This is a genomic window from Streptomyces sp. cf386, from assembly GCF_900103585.1.
Taxonomy (GTDB): domain Bacteria; phylum Actinomycetota; class Actinomycetes; order Streptomycetales; family Streptomycetaceae; genus Streptomyces.
Map to the genome: position 1 here is coordinate 128,957 of NZ_FNHV01000017.1, position 17,715 is coordinate 146,671.

A 17,715-nucleotide genomic window follows, 5' to 3' on the forward strand; every position below is an offset into this window, starting at 1 on the left:
TGTATCGGTACGACCTGGAACGTCCTGCACTGAGCCTTCCTGAGGGCTTATCCCCGTACGCGCCTGATCTGCGTACGTGGATCGAGAGGCTCGGCGGACGTCACGGACAGCGGTTCCTCCTCGGCCCCGACGGGCTTCCTGATCTCAGGGTGAACGCGTTCTTCGCGTCCCCCACCATGCGGAACCTGACGGACCTGACGAACCGGGACTACGCGTACTCCCTGGGTCTGTGGCTGAACTTCCTGCTGGTGCTGGGCCGGGGCTGGTGGGAGGCGACTGAAGACGACGCGACGGAGTTCCAGTTCTGGCGGCTGACCGACCCGGGGAACGATCAGCGGGTGCAGAAGTCGTCGTTCGCCAAGGACGTGGCGGGCTGCAAGAAGTTCTATAAGTGGGTGGGCAGGCGCTACCAGGTCGTCGACCCCTTCGACGAGTTGGAGTACGAGCGGGGCCGGCGGCAGGAGAACGTGAAGTGGCTCGACCCTGCAGCCATCCGTCGCTGGCGTGACCTGGGGCTACGGGGCCGCGGCCTGGACGGCCGTCGGGACTGTCGCTGGCGGGGCCGCAACGACCAGCGCGACGGCGTGTTCGTGGACGGCCTCTACGGCACCGGCCTGCGGCTCACCTCGTGGGGGAGCGTGGTCCTGCCCGAGCTGCCCCGCATGGCCCCGGGCCGGGGCTACTTCACCTGCTCACTGGCCGACGAGTGCGCCAAGGGCGGAAACGGCTACACCTACTGGATGCCCAGGACGGTGGCGGCTGGGGTGAACGCCTACCGCGAAGGCGCTCGCGCCCGCGCGGTTCGGCGGGCCCAGGAGTCGGGTCTCTACGAGGCGGTCCGCGGGATGCGGGTGGCCCGGCTGCCCCGGCGGGGAGGCGGAGTCGAGATCCCGAATGAGTCGGGCGGCATGGTCAGGAAGGCGTGGAATGACGTCCCGCCGCAGGTCAGGAAGCGGTTGTTCATCGAGACGCGGCAGGGTTTGGAGCCGCTGTCGCTGTGGTTGAACGAGGACGGACTGCCGCGCGACGAGCATGGCTGGCACCACACCTTCGAGGCGGCCAATACGCGCATTGAGGATCTTGGTCTGGAGAACTTCTCCTGCACCGCCCACATGCACCGCCATTCCTTTGCCCTGAAGTGGTACTCCGTCGGCAAGCTTCTCTGGAAGCAGCAACTGGGCCACCTGACGGAGGACGAGACCCGGGACTTCCGTGATCAGTTCGGCGATCACTGGCATCTGGTGCAGACCATGCTCGGTCATCTGAGTGTTGAGACGACGAAGGAGGTCTACCTGGGGCCCTTCAGGAATCTCCAGGTCGAGGTGCTGTTGGCTCACGCGGAAGGCTTCCCGGTGGCCCGCTTCATGGCCGACGCCTTCGCGCGACACCCCCGAGTCCGCACGGATCCGCTGGCGGTGACCCGGTGAGCCCCCGCGGCCGGCGGGCGAGCCTGCCCGCGAAAGGGGGGAAGACCGCCCACGGGCTGATGGACGGTCTGGTCGTCCGGTGCTTCGCCGAGGACGGCAGCGCTTCGCGGGACTATCACTTCGACGTGCTCCAGGCGGCCCCGGAACTCCGGCAGGGCCTGGCAGAGGCGTTCGCCCGGCGCACAGCCCCCGGGGCCGGCCTGACGTCCCTGGAATCGACGAACGCGGCCCACCGGGCGGCAGTGCTCTTCAGCCGCTATCTGGCCGGGCTGGCCTGGCCGCCGAGGCAGATGGCCCACCTCGTTCCAGAGCACCTGGAGGGATTCCTCGACGCTCGCAAGGACAAGACCAGGCGAGCCGGAGAAGAACTTGCCGGGCTCAAGCTGCTGCTCAAGCACGCCGAGGGCCTCGACGAGGCCGTGATCGCGAAGCTGAACGAGAGCCACCCCAGGCGGCAGAGGGGCAAAGAGCCGAAGGAGAGCTACAGCCAGAGGGATCTCAAACGCATCGCCGACGCCGCCCGCACCGACCTTCGCGCTGCGGCCTCCCGGATCCGCAAGAACCGCGAGATCCTGCACCGCTTCCGGCAAGGCGAACTGCCCGACCAGGACCGCCGCCTGGAGCTTTTGGACTGGGTCGATCGATTCGGAGACGTTCCCCGAAGGCACTGCACCACCGGCGCCCACGCCGGCCGGGACATCGCGAGGGCCTGGGTCTCCAAACGCGGTTCGGTGGACGACATCGTCTGCCAGCTCCATCTGTCCGGCATGGAGGTCACCGCCGGGATCATCCTGCTGACCGCGATGACGGGCGAGAACAAGAGCGTGATTCTCAAGACCACGGCCGTCCACCACCGGGCCGACGGCCACACCGGCCGGACACCGACCGCGATCCTGGAGACCAAGAAGCCCCGCCGCGGCCGACGGGCCCACATGAATCTCGCGCTGAGCGACCTGCCGGACTGGATCAGCATCCCCTCCGATCCTGAGCAGCTCTCTGCGCGCGACGAACTGCACACGCCGTTCGGGCTCTACGTCTTGCTGCACGAGTTGGCCTCGCGGTCGCGGGAAGTCGCGGGCACCGACCGACTGCTGATCGGCTGGAGCAGTGCCGGCGGCCGCGGGGCAGGCCGGGGACTGAGGCCGCAGGACCCGGACGGCTGGGTCCAGCGTTGGGCCGCCAGACACGACCTGGCCACGGACAAGGTCGACAAGGACGGCAAACCGGTTCAGCTGAACGTCACGCTGGAACTGCTGCGGCTCACCTACCTCGAACTCCACCAGAAGCCAGTCGCCCACACTGAGAAGACGCTGGCCACCGACTACTTGGCCCGCAACCGCGGCAATCTCACCGAATACCGCAAGGTCGTCGCCGCAGCGCTGGCCGGGGAGGTCGACAAGGCCAGAGCCCGTGGCGTGATGGCTGTCCTCACGCGGGCCGACCTGGAACGGGCGGAGACCGACGCGGAGACAGTCGCGGCCGAGTACGGCATCGACGCGACGACCCTCAAACAGATGATCGCGGGTCAGCTGGACACCGTGATGAACGCCTGCGTCGATCACCGCGGCGGCCCGCATGCTCCGGTCGGCGAGCCATGCCGGGCCTCGTTCATGATCTGCCTGGGCTGCCCTTGCGCCCGCGCGCTGCCCCGCCACCTGCCCATCCAGGTGCTGGTCCACGACCGGCTGGCCGACCGGCGGGCCGAGATAACCCCCCTGGAGTGGACTCAGAGGTTCGCGCTGCCGCACACCCAGCTTGCCGACCTGCTGTCCCGGCACGACGAAGCGGACCTCGAAGACGCCCGGGCAGACGTCACCGACACCGACCGTGACCTGGTGGCACGGTTCCTCAGCAGAGAGCTCGATATCCGATGATCGCTACGTCCCCGTTGCCCGTCGATGCGGACGTGGTCCCCGAGGGCACCGAGTGGCCTGGCCCCGACGCACTGGTGCTGCTGCACAGGGACTTGAGGGCCGAGACTGATCTGGGTCGCCTGTCACGCTTCGCAGACGACCGCTGGGACGTCGATCCTGCCGTCTTCGAGGAGCACATCAGCAGCAGAAGCCTGAACTTCGCTCGAATTCCTGCGGCGTTTCGGCAGGACACGAAGCACTACTTCTGGCAGTTGCTGAACCACTCCAGCCCCGGGATCATGCGGCGCGCGAACGGCGGCCGGCCCGCCATCGCCACCATCCTGTCGGCCTTCAGCCCTTTCAAGGCCTTTCTGGTCTGGCTGCGTCGCCACGACGTGACGTCCTTCGATCAGATCACGCCGCAGCTGCTGGATGCCTACCTGATCGCGGTGGACGAGGCGACGATCAGCATGGATCGCAAATACAGGCGGGTGGCCGAAGTACGGCGTCTTTGGTCAACTCGCGGAGTTCTTCCCGCGCGCATGCGGATGCCAGCCACCCCGCCATGGGGCGGGGCGGACTCCCGAGAGCTCTTCGGGCGGATGCGCGCGGAACGGGAGAACCGAACCCCCCGCATCGGTGAACTGACCATGCAGCACCTGCTGATCTGGGCGGTTCGGTTCATCGAGGACTTCGCGCCGGACATCCTGGCCGCACACGCCGAATACCTTGAACTGCACAGTCAGGACATCGAGCACCGGCGGCTCAAAGAGAAGGTCGAACGGTCGCCGCAGGGCGAGCTCCCCAGCCGGATGTCTGCATACCTGGACCAGCTCCGTGAGCATGGCGGGATGCTGCCGGGAAGAGTCGCGGACGACGGCACCCTGGTGATCGACTGGCGGCACGTCGCCAGGATCCTTTCCTGCGCGGACTCCATCCGGAAGCGTTCAAGCGGCCGGATGGCGATCGATTCGGGCATACCCGTCGCTGACGGCGCCTACCTCGACCCGCCCATCACCGGCCGTCTCGACGGTCGGCCCTGGCGGCAGACCCGCATCACCTACCTCGAGGCTCCGAAGCTCGCGCGGTTGCTGAGCACGGCCTGCTTCATCGCCGTCGCCTACCTAAGCGGCGCTCGCCCGGGAGAAGTGCTGAATCTGCACCGCGGCTGCGTCGAATACGACAAGGAAGGCGACCTGTGGTTGATGCGTGGCCTCTTCTTCAAGAACGCCGTCGACTCGGACGGCAACAAACTGCCCGCAGGCGCCCTCCGCCGTGATCCCTGGGTCATCGTCAAGATCGTGGCCCAGGCCGTCAACGTGCTCGAAAAGCTCCACCCACACCCGCTGCTGTTCCCCAGCAAGATCGAGCCCCACCATCGCCGCTCCAGCTCCACCAAGCGCCATGGCAACGCTCGCACCGACTCGTCCATCGCTCTTGACCTTGCCGCGTTCGTCACCTGGGTCAACGACGAGTGCCGACGGCAGGGCCGCACCGACCACATTCCCCCCGAGGACAACCAGCGGCGCCTCGCAGCCTCACGCTTCCGAAGGACACTGGCCTGGTTCATCAGGCGGCGGCCACGCGGACTGGTGGCCGCCTCGATTCAGTACGGGCACGTCCACACCCGCCTCCTCCAGGGCTATGCGGGCTCCTACGAATCCGGATTCCCGGACGAGTACGCATTCGAAGACTGGCTCTACCGCATCGAGATCCTCTCTGAGGACGCCCAGGCCCTCGATGAAGGCGAACACGTCAGCGGCCCCGCCTCCGACGCCTACCGCCACCGCATCCACGCAGCCACCCGGCAGTTCGCCGGGCACGTCCTCACCAGTGACCGTCAAGCCCTGGATCTGCTGGGCAATCCACTCCTTCAGATCCACCACGGCAAGGGCATGACCTGCGTCCTCGATCCCGCCCAGGCCGCCTGCCGCCTCCGCGGAACCATCGACGACCCGCTCGTCACCCCGGACCTCGACGACTGCCGACCCCAGTGCCGCTGCATCGCCCGCACTGACCGGGACATGCAGGAGGTTCGCCAGGACTACCGCGACCTCGTCGACATGACAGACGACCCGCTGGCCCCATCCATCCGGCACGAACGCGAATTACACGAGCTGGAGCGACTGCGGCGCATCATCACCGCACACGAGACGGAGGAGATCGACCGGTGACCATTACCCGACCCGGCGATGCCGACCCGGTCCGCGACGCGATCCTTGCCGCGATGGACCGGCTCCTCGCCGGCACCCCCTTGCGCTCCACCGGCCGTCTCAGCGTCTCCCAGCTCGCGATCGAAGCCGGCGTCAAACGCTGGCACCTCACCCACCAGCACCTCGACCTCAAAGAACTCTTCCAAGCCCGAGTGAAAGCCCAGGACAGTACCCCCGAGGCCTTCAGCAAGAAGCTCAGCGAGCACGAAGCGCTCAAGAAGAAGTACGACGAACTCCGCCAACACTGTGCTGACCTAGAAGAGCGACTGCGTGTCTATGCCGCTGCGGTCAACCTCCTGGCTCTGGAGAACGCTGCCCTCACCGGCCGCGAGCCGGACGCTCACGTGATCCCCCTGCCCCGGGCACAGGCCACCCTCGGGCCGCGTGAACGCCACAACAGATGACACAAAGGTCCTTATGAGACCGACAATCAGCAGACCAACCGGCTGTTGCTCGCTCTTCCTCATCCAGGGCCGCCCTGACCTGAGGAGATCTCTCTCAGATCGGAAGGTCACCAACAGGTAAAAGATGCGAGATAACCTACGGGGTCGACGGAGCCGCTCACCGGGGTGCCCTGGGAGCCGGTGGGGCCACCGTCGCCGTGCTCGCCTGCGGGGTCGACCGACCCTATCCGCGCGGGCACACCCAGCTGATCAACCGGATCGCGGAACAGGGACTCGTCATCGGTGAGCTGCCGCCCGGCGATCACCCGACGCCCAGCAGATTCATCGTGCGGAACCGGGTGATCGCGGCGCTCACGCGAGGCACGGTCGTCGTCGAGGCCGCCCATCGCAGCGGCTCGCTCGTCACCGCGCGGGCGGCACAACGGCTGGGGCGTCACACGATGGGGGTGCCCGGCCCGGCCACGAGCGGGCTCTCCGCAGGTGCGCACGAGCTCCTGCGCGGGGATGCCGTGCTGGTCACCGACGCCGCGGAGGTCGTCGAACTCGTGGGCGACATAGGAGAGCTGGCGCCCGAGCGGCGTGGCCCGGTCCTCCCGCGCGATCTGCTGGAACCGCGGGCACGCAGAGTCCTGGCCGCACTGCCGGGTCGCCGTGCGGCGCGGGCGGACGAGGTGGCGCGCGAGGCGCAGACCACCGAGGACGACGCGATCGCGAGACTGTACGAACTCCGCTCACTTGGTTACGTCGAACGACACGGCGACGGCTGGAAGTTGACACGCCAGGCGATGATGTCCGTTCGGGCCGGTCGGAGTCGATGCTGACCGAGCGTGTTCGGCCGTACGGGGGAACACGGACGCCCTTGTGAATTCCCCCAGTTGGGGTGTTCGGGTGATCACGTAGAGCGATCGCCGTGCCCCGGTGGGGCGTCCAGCGGAACGTATCTGCGTACGGCTTGTGCTCCGCCCTTCGCGCACCGCGACAGCGCAGTCACGCTACGCTCACGAGGATTCCTGCGCAGACCGGCACCTCGACCCCGCAACAGCACCAGACCGACATCAGACCGACATCAGACGACAGCTCACCCAGGCACCCCCCACTTCACGCCCCACTTCACGGCAGAACGGCACTAGGCAACGAATGCCCCAGCACACCTCCGGGTCCGACCGGGCGGCGGTCCCCCCAGCCGCCCGTGACGGTGGCAGCGTGCGGCCGCCCGCACCCTCGACACTCGACGAGCTGTGGCGGTCGTACAAGGCGACGGGGGACGAGCGACTGCGCGAGCAGCTGATCCTGCACTACTCGCCGCTCGTCAAGTACGTGGCGGGCCGGGTGAGCGTCGGTCTGCCGCCCAATGTGGAGCAGGCGGACTTCGTGTCGTCGGGGGTGTTCGGGCTGATCGACGCGATCGAGAAGTTCGACATCGACCGCGAGATCAAGTTCGAGACCTACGCGATCACGCGGATCCGGGGCGCGATGATCGACGAGCTGCGGGCGCTGGACTGGATTCCGCGGTCGGTGCGGCAGAAGGCACGGAACGTGGAGCGGGCGTACGCCACGCTGGAGGCGCGGTTGCGGCGGACGCCGACCGAGGCCGAGGTGGCCGTCGAGATGGGGATCGCGGTGGACGAACTCCACGCGGTCTTCAGTCAGTTGTCGCTGGCGAACGTGGTGGCGCTGGAGGAGCTGCTGCATGTCGGCGGCGAGGGCGGCGACGGGCTGAGCGTCATGGACACGCTGGAGGACACCGCCGCGGACAATCCGGTGGAGGTGGCCGAGGACCGGGAGCTGCGGAGGTTCCTGGCGCGGGCGATCAACACTCTGCCCGAGCGGGAGAAGACCGTGGTGACGCTGTACTACTACGAGGGGCTCACGCTCGCCGAGATCGGAAACGTGCTGGGCGTGACCGAGAGCCGGGTCAGCCAGATCCACACCAAGTCGGTGCTGCAGTTGCGGGCGAAGCTGGCCGGCTTCGGTCGTTGACCTGGCGGGACGTGTGAGGGGATCCGTGGAGAGACTCCCGTCGGCGCTGGCACGTCCGTAGAGTGGTTGACGTGCCAAGGATTCGAGCGGCCTCCGTGGCCGAGCACCGGTCGATGCAGCGAGCCGCCCTGCTGGACGCGGCTCGATCCCTGTTGTCCGAGGGCGGGACGGAGGCGCTGACCTTCCCGGCTCTCGCCGAGCGGACGGGGCTTGCGCGGTCGTCCGTGTACGAGTACTTCCGGTCGCGGGCCGCCGTGGTCGAGGAGCTGTGCGAGGTCGACTTTCCTGTGTGGGCCGCTGAGGTTTCGGCAGCGATGGAGCGGGAGTCCACAGCCGACGGCAAGGTCGAGGCGTATGTGCGGCGGCAGCTCGCGCTGGTGGGGGACCGGCGGCATCGGGCCGTGGTGGCGATCTCCGCGAGTGAGCTGGATGCCGGAGCTCGGGAGAAGATCCGGGCGGCGCACGGTGGGCTCGTCGCGATGATCGTCGAGGCGCTGGGAGAGATGGGGCACGCGGAGCCCCGACTGGCGGCGATGTTGCTGCAGGGTGTCGTGGATGCGGCTGTGCGGCGGATCGAGTTGGGGGCGGCGGAGGAGCCTGCGGCGATCACCGAGGCGGCTGTTTCGATGGCGCTCAGGGGTGTTCGCGGCTGAGGGGCGTTCGGGAGCCCTGTGTGGGCCGGCGTCTGGGCGGGTGTCGTTTGCCCGCGCTTACCGGGTGCCTCTTCCTGAGGGCTGGAGCCGCCCCGGCGGCACGCCTGCCCGCAGCTGCGCGAGCCACCGTCACGAGGGCAACGGAACCCCCAGAACCGGAAGCAACCTCGACGGCCCCTTCCGCAGCAGCGACGGTGGCAGGAGGGACAGCGGATCCAGGTAGGTCTCGCCTCTCAGCAAGCCCCAGTGCACACACGTGCCGGGGCAGTGCGAGCCCGTCGCCTCCACCGTGCCCAGCACCTCTCCTGCCGCCACCTCGGCACCCTTCGCCACCGCCGCCCGCACCGGCTCATACGTCGTCCGCAACGGCGGATCCCCCGTCCCGGTCAGCTCCACCGACACGACGCCCTTGCCCGCGACCCGGCCCGCGAAGGACACCCGCCCCGCCGCCACCGCCCGTACCGGCGCCCCAGCCGGAGCCGCCAGGTCAACGCCGCGGTGGCCGCGGCCGTACGGCGTCGCCGGGGGCTCCCAGCCACGCAGGACCGGGGGGCGTACACCGACGGGCCAGGCGCGGCCCACGGCCGGAACCGGTCCGTCCGTCCCTGTAGGGGCGGTCGGGGAGGCAGGGTCGGGAGCGGCCGGGGAGTCAGCCGTCGGTAACGCTTCGGTCGCGGCGTCGGCCCAGGTCAGTGGGGCCATTACCGAGAGCGTCAGGCCCAGCAGCAACGCCAGGGCACCTCGCACGCATCGCATCTCTCGCATGCCGCCAACCGTCCCGCACACCCGCCGATCATGGCCGGGACCTGTGGATAACTCCCGGGTTGTGGACAGCGACGTCATCCGGCGCCTCGCGGGTCCCGTACACTTCTTTTGGCGATCCGGGTCACCGGGTCGACTTCGCACGCCCCGACACGACCACCGGAAACGGTCCGTGTCAGCGCCCCTCGGTCCTTCGTGGCACGGCGCATGTGGGCGTCAGGCGTGGGAGCCGTCCGGCTTCCGCGGCACAACCGAGAAATTCAAGGAGAACGGCCATGGCCGTCGTCACGATGCGGGAGCTGCTGGAAAGCGGCGTCCACTTCGGTCACCAGACCCGTCGCTGGAACCCGAAGATGAAGCGCTTCATCTTCACCGAGCGCAACGGCATCTACATCATCGACCTGCTCCAGTCGCTGTCGTACATCGACCGCGCCTACGAGTTCGTCAAGGAGACCGTCGCCCACGGCGGCACGGTCATGTTCGTCGGCACGAAGAAGCAGGCGCAGGAGGCCATCGCCGAGCAGGCCACCCGCGTCGGCATGCCCTTCGTCAACCAGCGCTGGCTGGGCGGCATGCTCACCAACTTCTCGACCGTCTACAAGCGTCTGCAGCGCCTCAAGGAGCTCGAGCAGATCGACTTCGAGGACGTCGCTGCTTCCGGTCTGACCAAGAAGGAGCTTCTCGTGCTCTCGCGCGAGAAGGCCAAGCTGGAGAAGACCCTCGGTGGTATCCGCGAGATGCAGAAGGTGCCCAGCGCCGTCTGGATCGTGGACACCAAGAAGGAGCACATCGCGGTCGGTGAGGCCCGGAAGCTCAACATCCCGGTCGTCGCCATCCTCGACACCAACTGCGACCCCGACGAGGTCGACTACAAGATCCCGGGCAACGACGACGCGATCCGCTCCGTCACCCTGCTCACCCGCGTGATCGCCGACGCCGTCGCCGAGGGCCTCATCGCCCGTTCCGGCGTGGCGACGGAGGGCAAGGGCGAGAAGGCCGCGGGCGAGCCGCTCGCCGAGTGGGAGCGCGACCTGCTCGAGGGCGAGAAGAAGGCCGACGAGGCTCCTGCCGCTGCTGAGGCCCCGGCCGCCGCCGAGGCCCCCGTCGAGGCCCCCGCTGAGGCTGCTGCCGAGGCGCCGGCCGCTGAGGCTCCGGCCGCCGAGGGCGAGCAGGCCTGACACTGTCGGTGTGGACGGCGGGAGCAGTGACATGAGGTCCGCTCCCGCCGTTCACCCGTAGGTCGACGGAAGGTCAGCGGCTCCGGCTACTCCAGGGGCCGTAGACCCCGTAGATCTTCGATCTTCCAGACTTCGAGAAAGATTCACAGACTCATGGCGAACTACACCGCCGCTGACGTCAAGAAGCTCCGTGAGCTCACCGGCGCCGGCATGATGGACTGCAAGAAGGCGCTGGACGAGGCCGAGGGCAACGTCGAGAAGGCTGTCGAGGCGCTCCGGATCAAGGGCCAGAAGGGCGTCGCCAAGCGCGAGGGCCGCTCCGCCGAGAACGGCGCCGTGGTCTCCATCATCGCCGACGACAACGCCTCCGGTGTCCTCGTCGAGCTGAAGTGCGAGACCGACTTCGTCGCCAAGGGTGACAAGTTCCAGGCCGTCGCCACCGCGATCGCCGAGCACGTCGCCAAGACCTCCCCGGCCGACCTCGACGCCCTGCTCGCGTCCGAGATCGAGGCCGGCAAGACCGTCCAGGCGTTCGTGGACGAGGCCAACGCCAACCTCGGCGAGAAGATCGTCCTGGACCGCTTCGCGCAGTACGCCGACGGCTTCGTGACCGCGTACATGCACCGCACGATGCCCGACCTGCCCCCGCAGATCGGTGTCCTGGTCGAGCTCGACAAGCCCAACGCCGAGGTCGCCAAGGGCATCGCCCAGCACATCGCCGCCTTCGCGCCGAAGTACCTCTCCAAGGAGGACGTGCCGGCCGAGGTCGTCGAGTCCGAGCGCCGCGTCGCCGAGGAGACCACCCGCGCCGAGGGCAAGCCCGAGGCCGCCCTGCCGAAGATCGTCGAGGGTCGCCTCAACGGCTTCTTCAAGGACGCCACGCTGCTCGGTCAGCCGTACGCGCTCGACAACAAGAAGTCCGTCCAGAAGATCCTGGACGAGGCCGGTGTCACCCTGAAGCGCTTCACGCGCATCAAGGTCGGCATCTGAGTCCGTGCCGCGACCGGCGCCCCGCCCCTATAAGGTCGAGGGCAGTCGTTGGCGGACGCCGTCACCGCGCACGCGCGCGTGACGGACGACAACAGATCTGACGAGGAGGCCATTGCCGCGCATGGGATGCGAAACACACCCCAACCGGCAATGGCCTTCTTCGTATGTGCACCACGTAACAAAGGCGGGATCTCGATGACCACCAAGGCCCAGAAGAGCGACGACGGCAAAGTACGCGGCCGGTTTCTGCTGAAGCTGTCCGGAGAGGCCTTCTCCGGTGGCGGGGGCCTCGGCGTCGACCCGGACGTGGTGCACAAGATCGCCCGCGAGATCGCGGCCGTCGTGCGCGACGGCGCAGAGGTCGCGGTCGTCATCGGCGGCGGCAATTTCTTCCGCGGTGCCGAGCTCCAGCAGCGCGGCATGGACCGGGCCCGCTCCGACTACATGGGCATGCTCGGCACCGTGATGAACTGCCTCGCCCTCCAGGACTTCCTGGAGAAGGAGGGCATCGACAGCCGGGTCCAGACGGCCATCACCATGGGCCAGGTCGCCGAGCCCTACATCCCGCTGCGCGCCGTACGGCACCTGGAGAAGGGCCGTGTGGTCATCTTCGGCGCCGGTATGGGCATGCCGTACTTCTCCACCGACACCACCGCCGCGCAGCGCGCCCTGGAGATCGACGCCGAGGCGCTGCTGATGGGCAAGAACGGTGTCGACGGGGTCTACGACTCCGACCCCAAGACCAACCCCGACGCGGTCAAGTTCGACTCCCTCGGCTACGGCGAGGTCATCACCCGGGACCTCAAGGTCGCCGACGCGACGGCGATCACCCTGTGCCGCGACAACAAGCTCCCGATCCTCGTCTTCGAGCTTCTGGCGGAGGGCAATATCGCCCGCGCCGTCAATGGTGAGAAGATCGGCACGCTTGTGGGTGAGCAGGGCAGTCAGGGCTGACGCCCGAGAACAACCCCGTCCGGGGGACGGACGGGACGGACCCTGACCGGGGGATGGACAATGTCCTGCCGGTCGGGAACCGTGCAGGAAGAAGACGCGACGCAGCCGGCCGCCGCCCCCACCCTGGAACCGCAGCCGGGCCTTTACTCAAGACACGCAGGAGCAAGTGGTGATCGAAGAGACCCTCCTCGAGGCCGAGGAGAAGATGGAGAAGGCCGTCGTGGTCGCCAAGGAGGACTTCGCCGCGATTCGCACCGGTCGTGCGCACCCGGCGATGTTCAACAAGATCGTGGCCGACTACTACGGCGCGCCGACGCCGATCAACCAGCTGGCTTCGTTCTCCGTGCCGGAGCCGCGCATGGCGGTAGTGACCCCGTTCGACAAGACGGCCCTGCGCAACATCGAGCAGGCGATCCGGGACTCCGACCTGGGCGTCAACCCGAGCAACGACGGCAACATCATCCGAGTGGTGTTTCCGGAGCTGACCGAGGAGCGCCGCCGCGACTACATCAAGGTCGCCAAGAGCAAGGCCGAGGACTCGCGCGTTTCCATCCGCTCCGTCCGCCGCAAGGCCAAGGACGCCATCGACAAGCTGATCAAGGACGGCGAGATCGGTGAGGACGAGGGCCGCCGTGCGGAGAAGGAGCTCGACGACACCACGCACAAGTACGTCGCCCAGGTGGACGAGCTCCTGAAGCACAAGGAAGCGGAGCTGCTCGAGGTCTGATGAACGACTCTTCCTGGGGGGCGCCGCCACAAGCCGGGCATGCCGGACACACCGGGCAGGCCGGGTACTGGGGGACCGCCGCCGAGCGTGGACCTGTCCAGGGGGCTGCCCCGGCGGGTCCCGCGTACGATGCGCCTGAGGCGCACCAGACTCGCCCCATGCCCATCGTGCCCGACGGACCCGCTGTACCTCGATACGGCGACGACCAGGATGACGACCGGGGGGCCGCTCGGCTGAGCGGCCCCTTGTTCCGCGAACAGCAGCCGCACGCGCGGCAGTACGACACGCCGCAGGCGCGGCCCTACGAGGCGGCGCCGCAGAATCCGGAGCCCATGCCCGACGCCCCGCAGCCGGCGCCCCAGCCGCAGAAGAAGAGCGCGGGGCGCGACCTGGGTGCGGCCATAGGGGTCGGTGTCGGGCTCGGTGTGGTGATCGTCGCTTCGCTGTTCGTCGTCAAGGCCGTGTTCGTCGGCGTGGTCGCGGTCGCCGTCGTCGTGGGCCTGTGGGAGCTGACCAAGCGGCTCGAGGAGCGCAAGGGCATCAAGGCGCCCCTCGTACCGCTCGCGCTCGGCGGCGCGGCCATGGTGGTCGCCGGATACGTCCGGGGCGCCGAGGGTGCCTGGGTGTCGATGGCGCTGACCGCGCTGGCCGTACTGGTCTGGCGGATGACGGAACCTCCGGAGGGCTACCTCAAGGACGTCACCGCGGGCGTCTTCGCGGCGTTCTATGTGCCGTTCCTGGCGACGTTCGTCGCGATGATGCTCACCGCCGAGGACGGGGCGTTCCGTGTCCTGACCTTCCTGCTCCTGACGGTCGTCAGCGACACCGGCGCTTATGCCGTCGGCTGGCGCTTCGGCAAGCACAAGCTCGCCCCGCGCATCAGCCCCGGCAAGACCCGCGAGGGCCTGCTCGGCGCGGTGAGCTTCGCGATGGTGGCGGGCGCGCTGTGCATGCACTTCCTGATCGACGACGGCACCTGGTGGCAGGGCCTGCTGCTGGGCCTCGCGGTCGCGGCCAGCGCCACGCTGGGCGACCTCGGCGAGTCGATGATCAAGCGGGACCTGGGCATCAAGGACATGGGCACCTTGCTGCCGGGTCATGGTGGGATCATGGACCGGCTGGACTCCCTGTTGCCGACGGCGCCCGTGGTGTGGCTGCTGTTGGTGCTCTTCGTGGGGTCGGGCTGACGGATCGACCAACGCCAAGGAGCCTCCGCTCTTGCAGAGCGGAGGTTCCTTGGTGTGTGGGACGATTCCCGTGTACGACATCGAATCCACTGAAACAAACTCAAAGGCCGTCAAAGGCACTCAAAGGGGACTCGAAGGGGGTCATCATGACCGCCATCCGAGAAGTCATCGACGTCGACTGCACGCCGGACGAGGTCTACGCGTATGTCACCGACCCGTCCCACCTGTCGGAATGGCAGCTGAGCGCCGTATCCGCGGAGCAACTCGACGAGGGGCCCGTCCACGCCGGCTCCCAGGTGCGGGTAACCCGGCGCATCGGCAACCGCCAGATTCCGATGACCGTGCAGTTCGACGAACTCGACCCACCGCACAGCTGGGATCTGCACGGCATCGACGGTCCCGTCAGGCCCCGCACCCACGGTGAGATCGAGCCGCTCGACGACGGGCGCCGCTCCCGCGTGACGATCGACATCGACTTCGAAGGGCACGGCCTCGGCAAGGTCCTGGTGCCCCTCGTCGTACGCCCACAGGTCCGCAAGGAACTGCCGCGCGACGAGCAACTCCTCAAGGACAGGCTGGAGCGCACGACCGACTAGGCGCCTGCACGTCCGGCACCTACGACGCGCAGACGTCCCTGAATTCCTCGGCCGCGGCGTCGATCCTGCCCGCGTCCGGGTGGGTGTCGCCGTGCAGGATGGCCTTGTTGTAGTCCTCGATCGCCCGGTTCAGCTCGTCGACGGCCTTGCCCACCCTGTCGTCGTCCGTCGTGATATCGATGTCCACCTCGTCGATCCGCTTGCCGGTGAGGCCGTCGGCGATCACGTCGGCCATCGCATCGGCCTGGCGCAGGCAGCCCCGCGCCTTGTCGGCGGAGTCGCAGCCGGTGACAAGCCCGGCGGTGAGTACGACGGCGGCCAGGGCGGTGGCGAGGGTGGCGGTACGGCGTCGGCGATCGGCGGCCATGGAACGGCTCCTTCCAGGAGAGCTGCGGTTGCGGCCAACGATTCCGTTTCACGACCGTTCGTCACGAGGGAGTGATCTCCCTGATCCGGGGTGGAGCGGGCTACACCAGTGGAAAGGCTATTCGCTGCCCGAACCACTGGGGTGCCGCTGCCTCATCCCCTGCTCTATTTCGGCAATGCGCGCTCGCACGATCGGGTCCTGCGTCAAGCGAGGCGGAAGCTTGGTCGAGCTGTTGAACTTGGCGCTCAGTAGCTGCTCGCGGGTGAGATGAATGGTTTGCGAGAAGTCCGCATGTCCTACGGTCGCCGAGGTGATGCTGGCGCCCAGCACGATCGCTCGTCCGACCCTGGCTCCGCTCAAGTCCACCTCGTCAAGGAGCGCTTCGCTCAAGTCCGCTTGGTCGAAACTGACGCCGTCCAGATACGCCCCCCGCAGATCGGCCCCGAAAAGCGAAGCCCGCTCCAGGCAGGAATCCGCCAGATTCGCGCCGGCCAGCCTGGCTTTCAGGAGATCGGCTCCACGCAGGTTCGTACGGCTCAAATTCAGGCGGGCCTCCCCTTCGGTGCCCTCCGGGCGGCGCCCGAGAACTGTCAACGCGGCCTGGACGTCTTCTTCCGGAGACGGCCGAGTCTCGTTCGGGTTCGAACCATCAGGAGCCACTGCGATCTGTGAAGCCGAATCCCTGATGAAGGCCGCGAGGACCTCCACGATCGTTGCGTGATCCTTCTCGCTGTCACGCATGATCCGCTCCAGCGAGTAGATGCCCCCGAGACGCTGGGTGAGGCTGCCGGATGACAGAAGTTTGATCGCCTCGACATAGCGTTCTGTGACCTGTCCCTCACGGGTGAGCTCGGCCTGCTCGCGATCCTTCTCGCGCGTGTGCTCGAAAAGCTTCTCGGTGTGCCGATGGCTCTTGTGCGTGTAGTACAGGCCGAGCGCGGCGAGAGCCCCGGCTCCCATGGCGACGAGCATCGTGCGGAAGCCGGTGATGACGACGCCATCGGCAGGCTGGAGATTCCTCGTGCGGAGGTGGGCGCCGTCGATCCACCAAGGGCCGCGCCAGAGGAGCAGCGCGTAGCCCACGATCACGAGGCACAGAACCGCACCCAGGGTGATCCGCTTCGTCTTGGGCTTCATGCGGGCAGCATGGCCCGAGGCGCCGTACCTCAACCGTCAACCGCCGGTACCCAGAGCAGAAGTTGAGGTTCCGGGGAGCGGCGTTGCAGAGAGGGGGCGGAGAAGGGCAAAGGGTGCCTGTGGCTCGTAGCGCGGGTCACCCGATTGGATCTGCGACACTGGTACGGCCATGCCTAAGCCCGGAGAACTCACATTCGTCGCCCCCCGCGGAGCCAAGAAGCCACCGCGGCACCTTGCCGATCTCACGCCCGGTGAGCGCAAGGACGCCGTTGCCGCGATCGGCGAGAAGCCGTTTCGTGCCAAGCAGCTCTCGCAGCACTACTTCGCGCGGTATGCGCACGACCCGGAGCAGTGGACCGACATCCCTGCCGGGTCGCGTGCCAAGCTGCGGGAGGAGCTCCTCCCGGAGCTCATGACCGTCGTACGGCATCTGTCGACCGACCAGGGCGACACGCGCAAGACGCTGTGGCGGCTGTTCGACGGGACGCTCGTCGAGTCGGTGCTGATGCGGTATCCGGACCGGGTGACCATGTGCATCAGCTCGCAGGCGGGGTGCGGGATGAACTGCCCGTTCTGTGCGACCGGGCAGGCGGGTCTGGACCGGAATCTGTCGACCGCCGAGATCGTCCACCAGATCGTGGACGGGATGCGGGCGCTGCGGGACGGCGAAGTGCCTGGTGGGGCGGCTCGGCTCTCCAACATCGTCTTCATGGGCATGGGTGAGCCGCTCGCCAACTACAACCGCGTCGTGGGCGCCATTCGGCGGCTGACCGACCCGGAGCCGGACGGGCTGGGGCTGTCCCAGCGCGGGATCACCGTCTCGACCGTCGGCCTCGTCCCGGCCATCCACCGGTTCGCCGACGAGGGCTTCAAGTGCCGGCTCGCGATCTCGCTGCACGCCCCCGACGACGAGCTGCGTGACACCCTCGTGCCCGTGAACACGCGGTGGAAGGTGCGCGAGGTGCTGGACGCCGGGTTCGAATACGTCGAGAAGTCGGGCCGCCGGCTGTCCATCGAGTACGCGCTCATCCGGGACATCAACGACCAGGCCTGGCGTGGTGACCGGCTCGGGCGGCTGCTCAAGGGCAAGCCCGTGCATGTGAACCTGATCCCGCTGAACCCGACTCCCGGGTCGAAGTGGACCGCCTCCCGGCCCGAGGACGAGAAGGCGTTCGTCGAGGCCATCGCCGCGCACGGTGTGCCGGTGACGATCCGGGACACCCGTGGTCAGGAGATCGACGGGGCCTGCGGTCAGCTGGCGGCCACCGAGCGGTAATCTGGGCGCGT

16 protein-coding genes and 1 pseudogene are annotated in these 17,715 nt (G+C 68.0%); 14 read left to right on the forward strand and 3 right to left on the reverse strand.

Going from position 1 to position 17,715, the window contains the following annotated elements; translation table 11 throughout:
- Positions 1–176 precede the first annotated feature (176 nt).
- The 7 genes and pseudogenes from BLU79_RS48650 to BLU79_RS35525 all read left to right on the forward strand — a co-directional run bounded on the left by BLU79_RS48650 (position 177) and on the right by BLU79_RS35525 (position 8,530).
- Complete coding sequence (locus BLU79_RS48650; RefSeq protein WP_218137810.1) at positions 177–1,427, forward strand: integrase; 1,251 nt, start codon at positions 177–179, stop codon at positions 1,425–1,427.
- Complete coding sequence (locus BLU79_RS35500) at positions 1,424–3,301, forward strand: hypothetical protein (protein WP_218137811.1); 1,878 nt, start codon at positions 1,424–1,426, stop codon at positions 3,299–3,301. The genes BLU79_RS48650 and BLU79_RS35500 overlap by 4 nt, the downstream gene beginning before the upstream one ends.
- On the forward strand, positions 3,298–5,454 hold the full coding sequence (locus BLU79_RS49395; protein WP_093910103.1) for a hypothetical protein: 2,157 nt from the start codon (positions 3,298–3,300) through the stop codon (positions 5,452–5,454). The genes BLU79_RS35500 and BLU79_RS49395 overlap by 4 nt, the downstream gene beginning before the upstream one ends.
- Positions 5,451–5,897, forward strand: coding sequence for a hypothetical protein (locus BLU79_RS35510; RefSeq protein ID WP_218137812.1), 447 nt, complete (start codon positions 5,451–5,453; stop codon positions 5,895–5,897). The genes BLU79_RS49395 and BLU79_RS35510 overlap by 4 nt, the downstream gene beginning before the upstream one ends.
- A 137-nt stretch (positions 5,898–6,034) precedes the next feature.
- Positions 6,035–6,718, forward strand: a pseudogene (locus tag BLU79_RS35515) (DNA-processing protein DprA); the annotation flags it as partial.
- 316 nt (positions 6,719–7,034) lie between these two features.
- Positions 7,035–7,877, forward strand: a complete 843-nt coding sequence (whiG, locus tag BLU79_RS35520; RefSeq protein WP_030952229.1) for an RNA polymerase sigma factor WhiG — start codon at positions 7,035–7,037, stop codon at positions 7,875–7,877.
- 95 nt (positions 7,878–7,972) lie between these two features.
- Positions 7,973–8,530: a TetR/AcrR family transcriptional regulator gene (locus BLU79_RS35525; protein ID WP_093910104.1), complete on the forward strand. Its 558-nt coding sequence runs from the start codon at positions 7,973–7,975 to the stop codon at positions 8,528–8,530.
- A gap of 129 nt (positions 8,531–8,659) precedes the next feature.
- Here the strand turns inward: BLU79_RS35525 and BLU79_RS35530 are convergent, their stop codons facing one another.
- A complete protein-coding gene (locus BLU79_RS35530; protein WP_256333582.1) occupies positions 8,660–9,295 on the reverse strand; it encodes a M23 family metallopeptidase in 636 nt (211 codons plus the stop codon).
- Between the two features lie 272 nt (positions 9,296–9,567).
- Here BLU79_RS35530 and rpsB point away from each other — a divergent pair, with 272 nt between their 5' ends.
- The 6 genes from rpsB (at position 9,568) to BLU79_RS35560 (ending at position 14,924) form a co-directional block, all read left to right on the forward strand.
- Positions 9,568–10,470, forward strand: a complete 903-nt coding sequence (gene rpsB / locus BLU79_RS35535) for a 30S ribosomal protein S2 (RefSeq protein WP_093910105.1) — start codon at positions 9,568–9,570, stop codon at positions 10,468–10,470.
- Between the two features lie 153 nt (positions 10,471–10,623).
- Positions 10,624–11,460 carry a translation elongation factor Ts gene (gene tsf, locus BLU79_RS35540; RefSeq protein ID WP_093910106.1) on the forward strand — a complete coding sequence of 279 codons (837 nt, stop codon included), beginning with the start codon at positions 10,624–10,626 and terminating at the stop codon, positions 11,458–11,460.
- A 195-nt stretch (positions 11,461–11,655) separates the two neighbouring features.
- Positions 11,656–12,414: a UMP kinase gene (gene pyrH / locus BLU79_RS35545; protein WP_093910107.1), complete on the forward strand. Its 759-nt coding sequence runs from the start codon at positions 11,656–11,658 to the stop codon at positions 12,412–12,414.
- A 169-nt stretch (positions 12,415–12,583) separates the two neighbouring features.
- Positions 12,584–13,141 carry a ribosome recycling factor gene (frr, locus tag BLU79_RS35550; protein WP_062723265.1) on the forward strand — a complete coding sequence of 186 codons (558 nt, stop codon included), beginning with the start codon at positions 12,584–12,586 and terminating at the stop codon, positions 13,139–13,141.
- Entirely contained in the window at positions 13,141–14,328 is a 1,188-nt protein-coding gene (locus BLU79_RS35555) for a phosphatidate cytidylyltransferase (protein ID WP_093910108.1), read from the forward strand. Before frr ends, BLU79_RS35555 begins: the two co-directional genes overlap by 1 nt.
- Before the next feature lie 146 nt (positions 14,329–14,474).
- Complete coding sequence (locus BLU79_RS35560; protein WP_093910109.1) at positions 14,475–14,924, forward strand: SRPBCC family protein; 450 nt, start codon at positions 14,475–14,477, stop codon at positions 14,922–14,924.
- Between the two features lie 19 nt (positions 14,925–14,943).
- Here the strand turns inward: BLU79_RS35560 and BLU79_RS35565 are convergent, their stop codons facing one another.
- Both BLU79_RS35565 and BLU79_RS35570 read right to left on the reverse strand, forming a co-directional pair.
- Positions 14,944–15,291 carry a hypothetical protein gene (locus BLU79_RS35565; protein ID WP_093910110.1) on the reverse strand — a complete coding sequence of 116 codons (348 nt, stop codon included), beginning with the start codon at positions 15,289–15,291 and terminating at the stop codon, positions 14,944–14,946.
- 117 nt (positions 15,292–15,408) lie between these two features.
- Positions 15,409–16,428, reverse strand: a complete 1,020-nt coding sequence (locus BLU79_RS35570; protein WP_093910111.1) for a pentapeptide repeat-containing protein — start codon at positions 16,426–16,428, stop codon at positions 15,409–15,411.
- A 169-nt stretch (positions 16,429–16,597) separates the two neighbouring features.
- Between BLU79_RS35570 and rlmN the strand changes: the two genes are divergently transcribed.
- Positions 16,598–17,704 carry a dual-specificity RNA methyltransferase RlmN gene (gene rlmN / locus BLU79_RS35575; protein WP_093910112.1) on the forward strand — a complete coding sequence of 369 codons (1,107 nt, stop codon included), beginning with the start codon at positions 16,598–16,600 and terminating at the stop codon, positions 17,702–17,704.
- Positions 17,705–17,715 lie beyond the last annotated feature (11 nt).

Coding starts and splice junctions, on each gene's coding strand:
- BLU79_RS48650 (WP_218137810.1), top strand. CDS start 177: ATGCGGAACCTGACGGACCTGACGAACCGGGACTACGCGTACTCCCTG.
- BLU79_RS49395 (WP_093910103.1), top strand. CDS start 3,298: ATGATCGCTACGTCCCCGTTGCCCGTCGATGCGGACGTGGTCCCCGAG.
- whiG (WP_030952229.1), top strand. CDS start 7,035: ATGCCCCAGCACACCTCCGGGTCCGACCGGGCGGCGGTCCCCCCAGCC.
- BLU79_RS35530 (WP_256333582.1), bottom strand. CDS start 9,295: ATGCGAGAGATGCGATGCGTGCGAGGTGCCCTGGCGTTGCTGCTGGGC.
- rpsB (WP_093910105.1), top strand. CDS start 9,568: ATGGCCGTCGTCACGATGCGGGAGCTGCTGGAAAGCGGCGTCCACTTC.
- tsf (WP_093910106.1), top strand. CDS start 10,624: ATGGCGAACTACACCGCCGCTGACGTCAAGAAGCTCCGTGAGCTCACC.
- pyrH (WP_093910107.1), top strand. CDS start 11,656: ATGACCACCAAGGCCCAGAAGAGCGACGACGGCAAAGTACGCGGCCGG.
- BLU79_RS35555 (WP_093910108.1), top strand. CDS start 13,141: ATGAACGACTCTTCCTGGGGGGCGCCGCCACAAGCCGGGCATGCCGGA.
- BLU79_RS35560 (WP_093910109.1), top strand. CDS start 14,475: ATGACCGCCATCCGAGAAGTCATCGACGTCGACTGCACGCCGGACGAG.
- BLU79_RS35565 (WP_093910110.1), bottom strand. CDS start 15,291: ATGGCCGCCGATCGCCGACGCCGTACCGCCACCCTCGCCACCGCCCTG.
- BLU79_RS35570 (WP_093910111.1), bottom strand. CDS start 16,428: ATGAAGCCCAAGACGAAGCGGATCACCCTGGGTGCGGTTCTGTGCCTC.
- rlmN (WP_093910112.1), top strand. CDS start 16,598: ATGCCTAAGCCCGGAGAACTCACATTCGTCGCCCCCCGCGGAGCCAAG.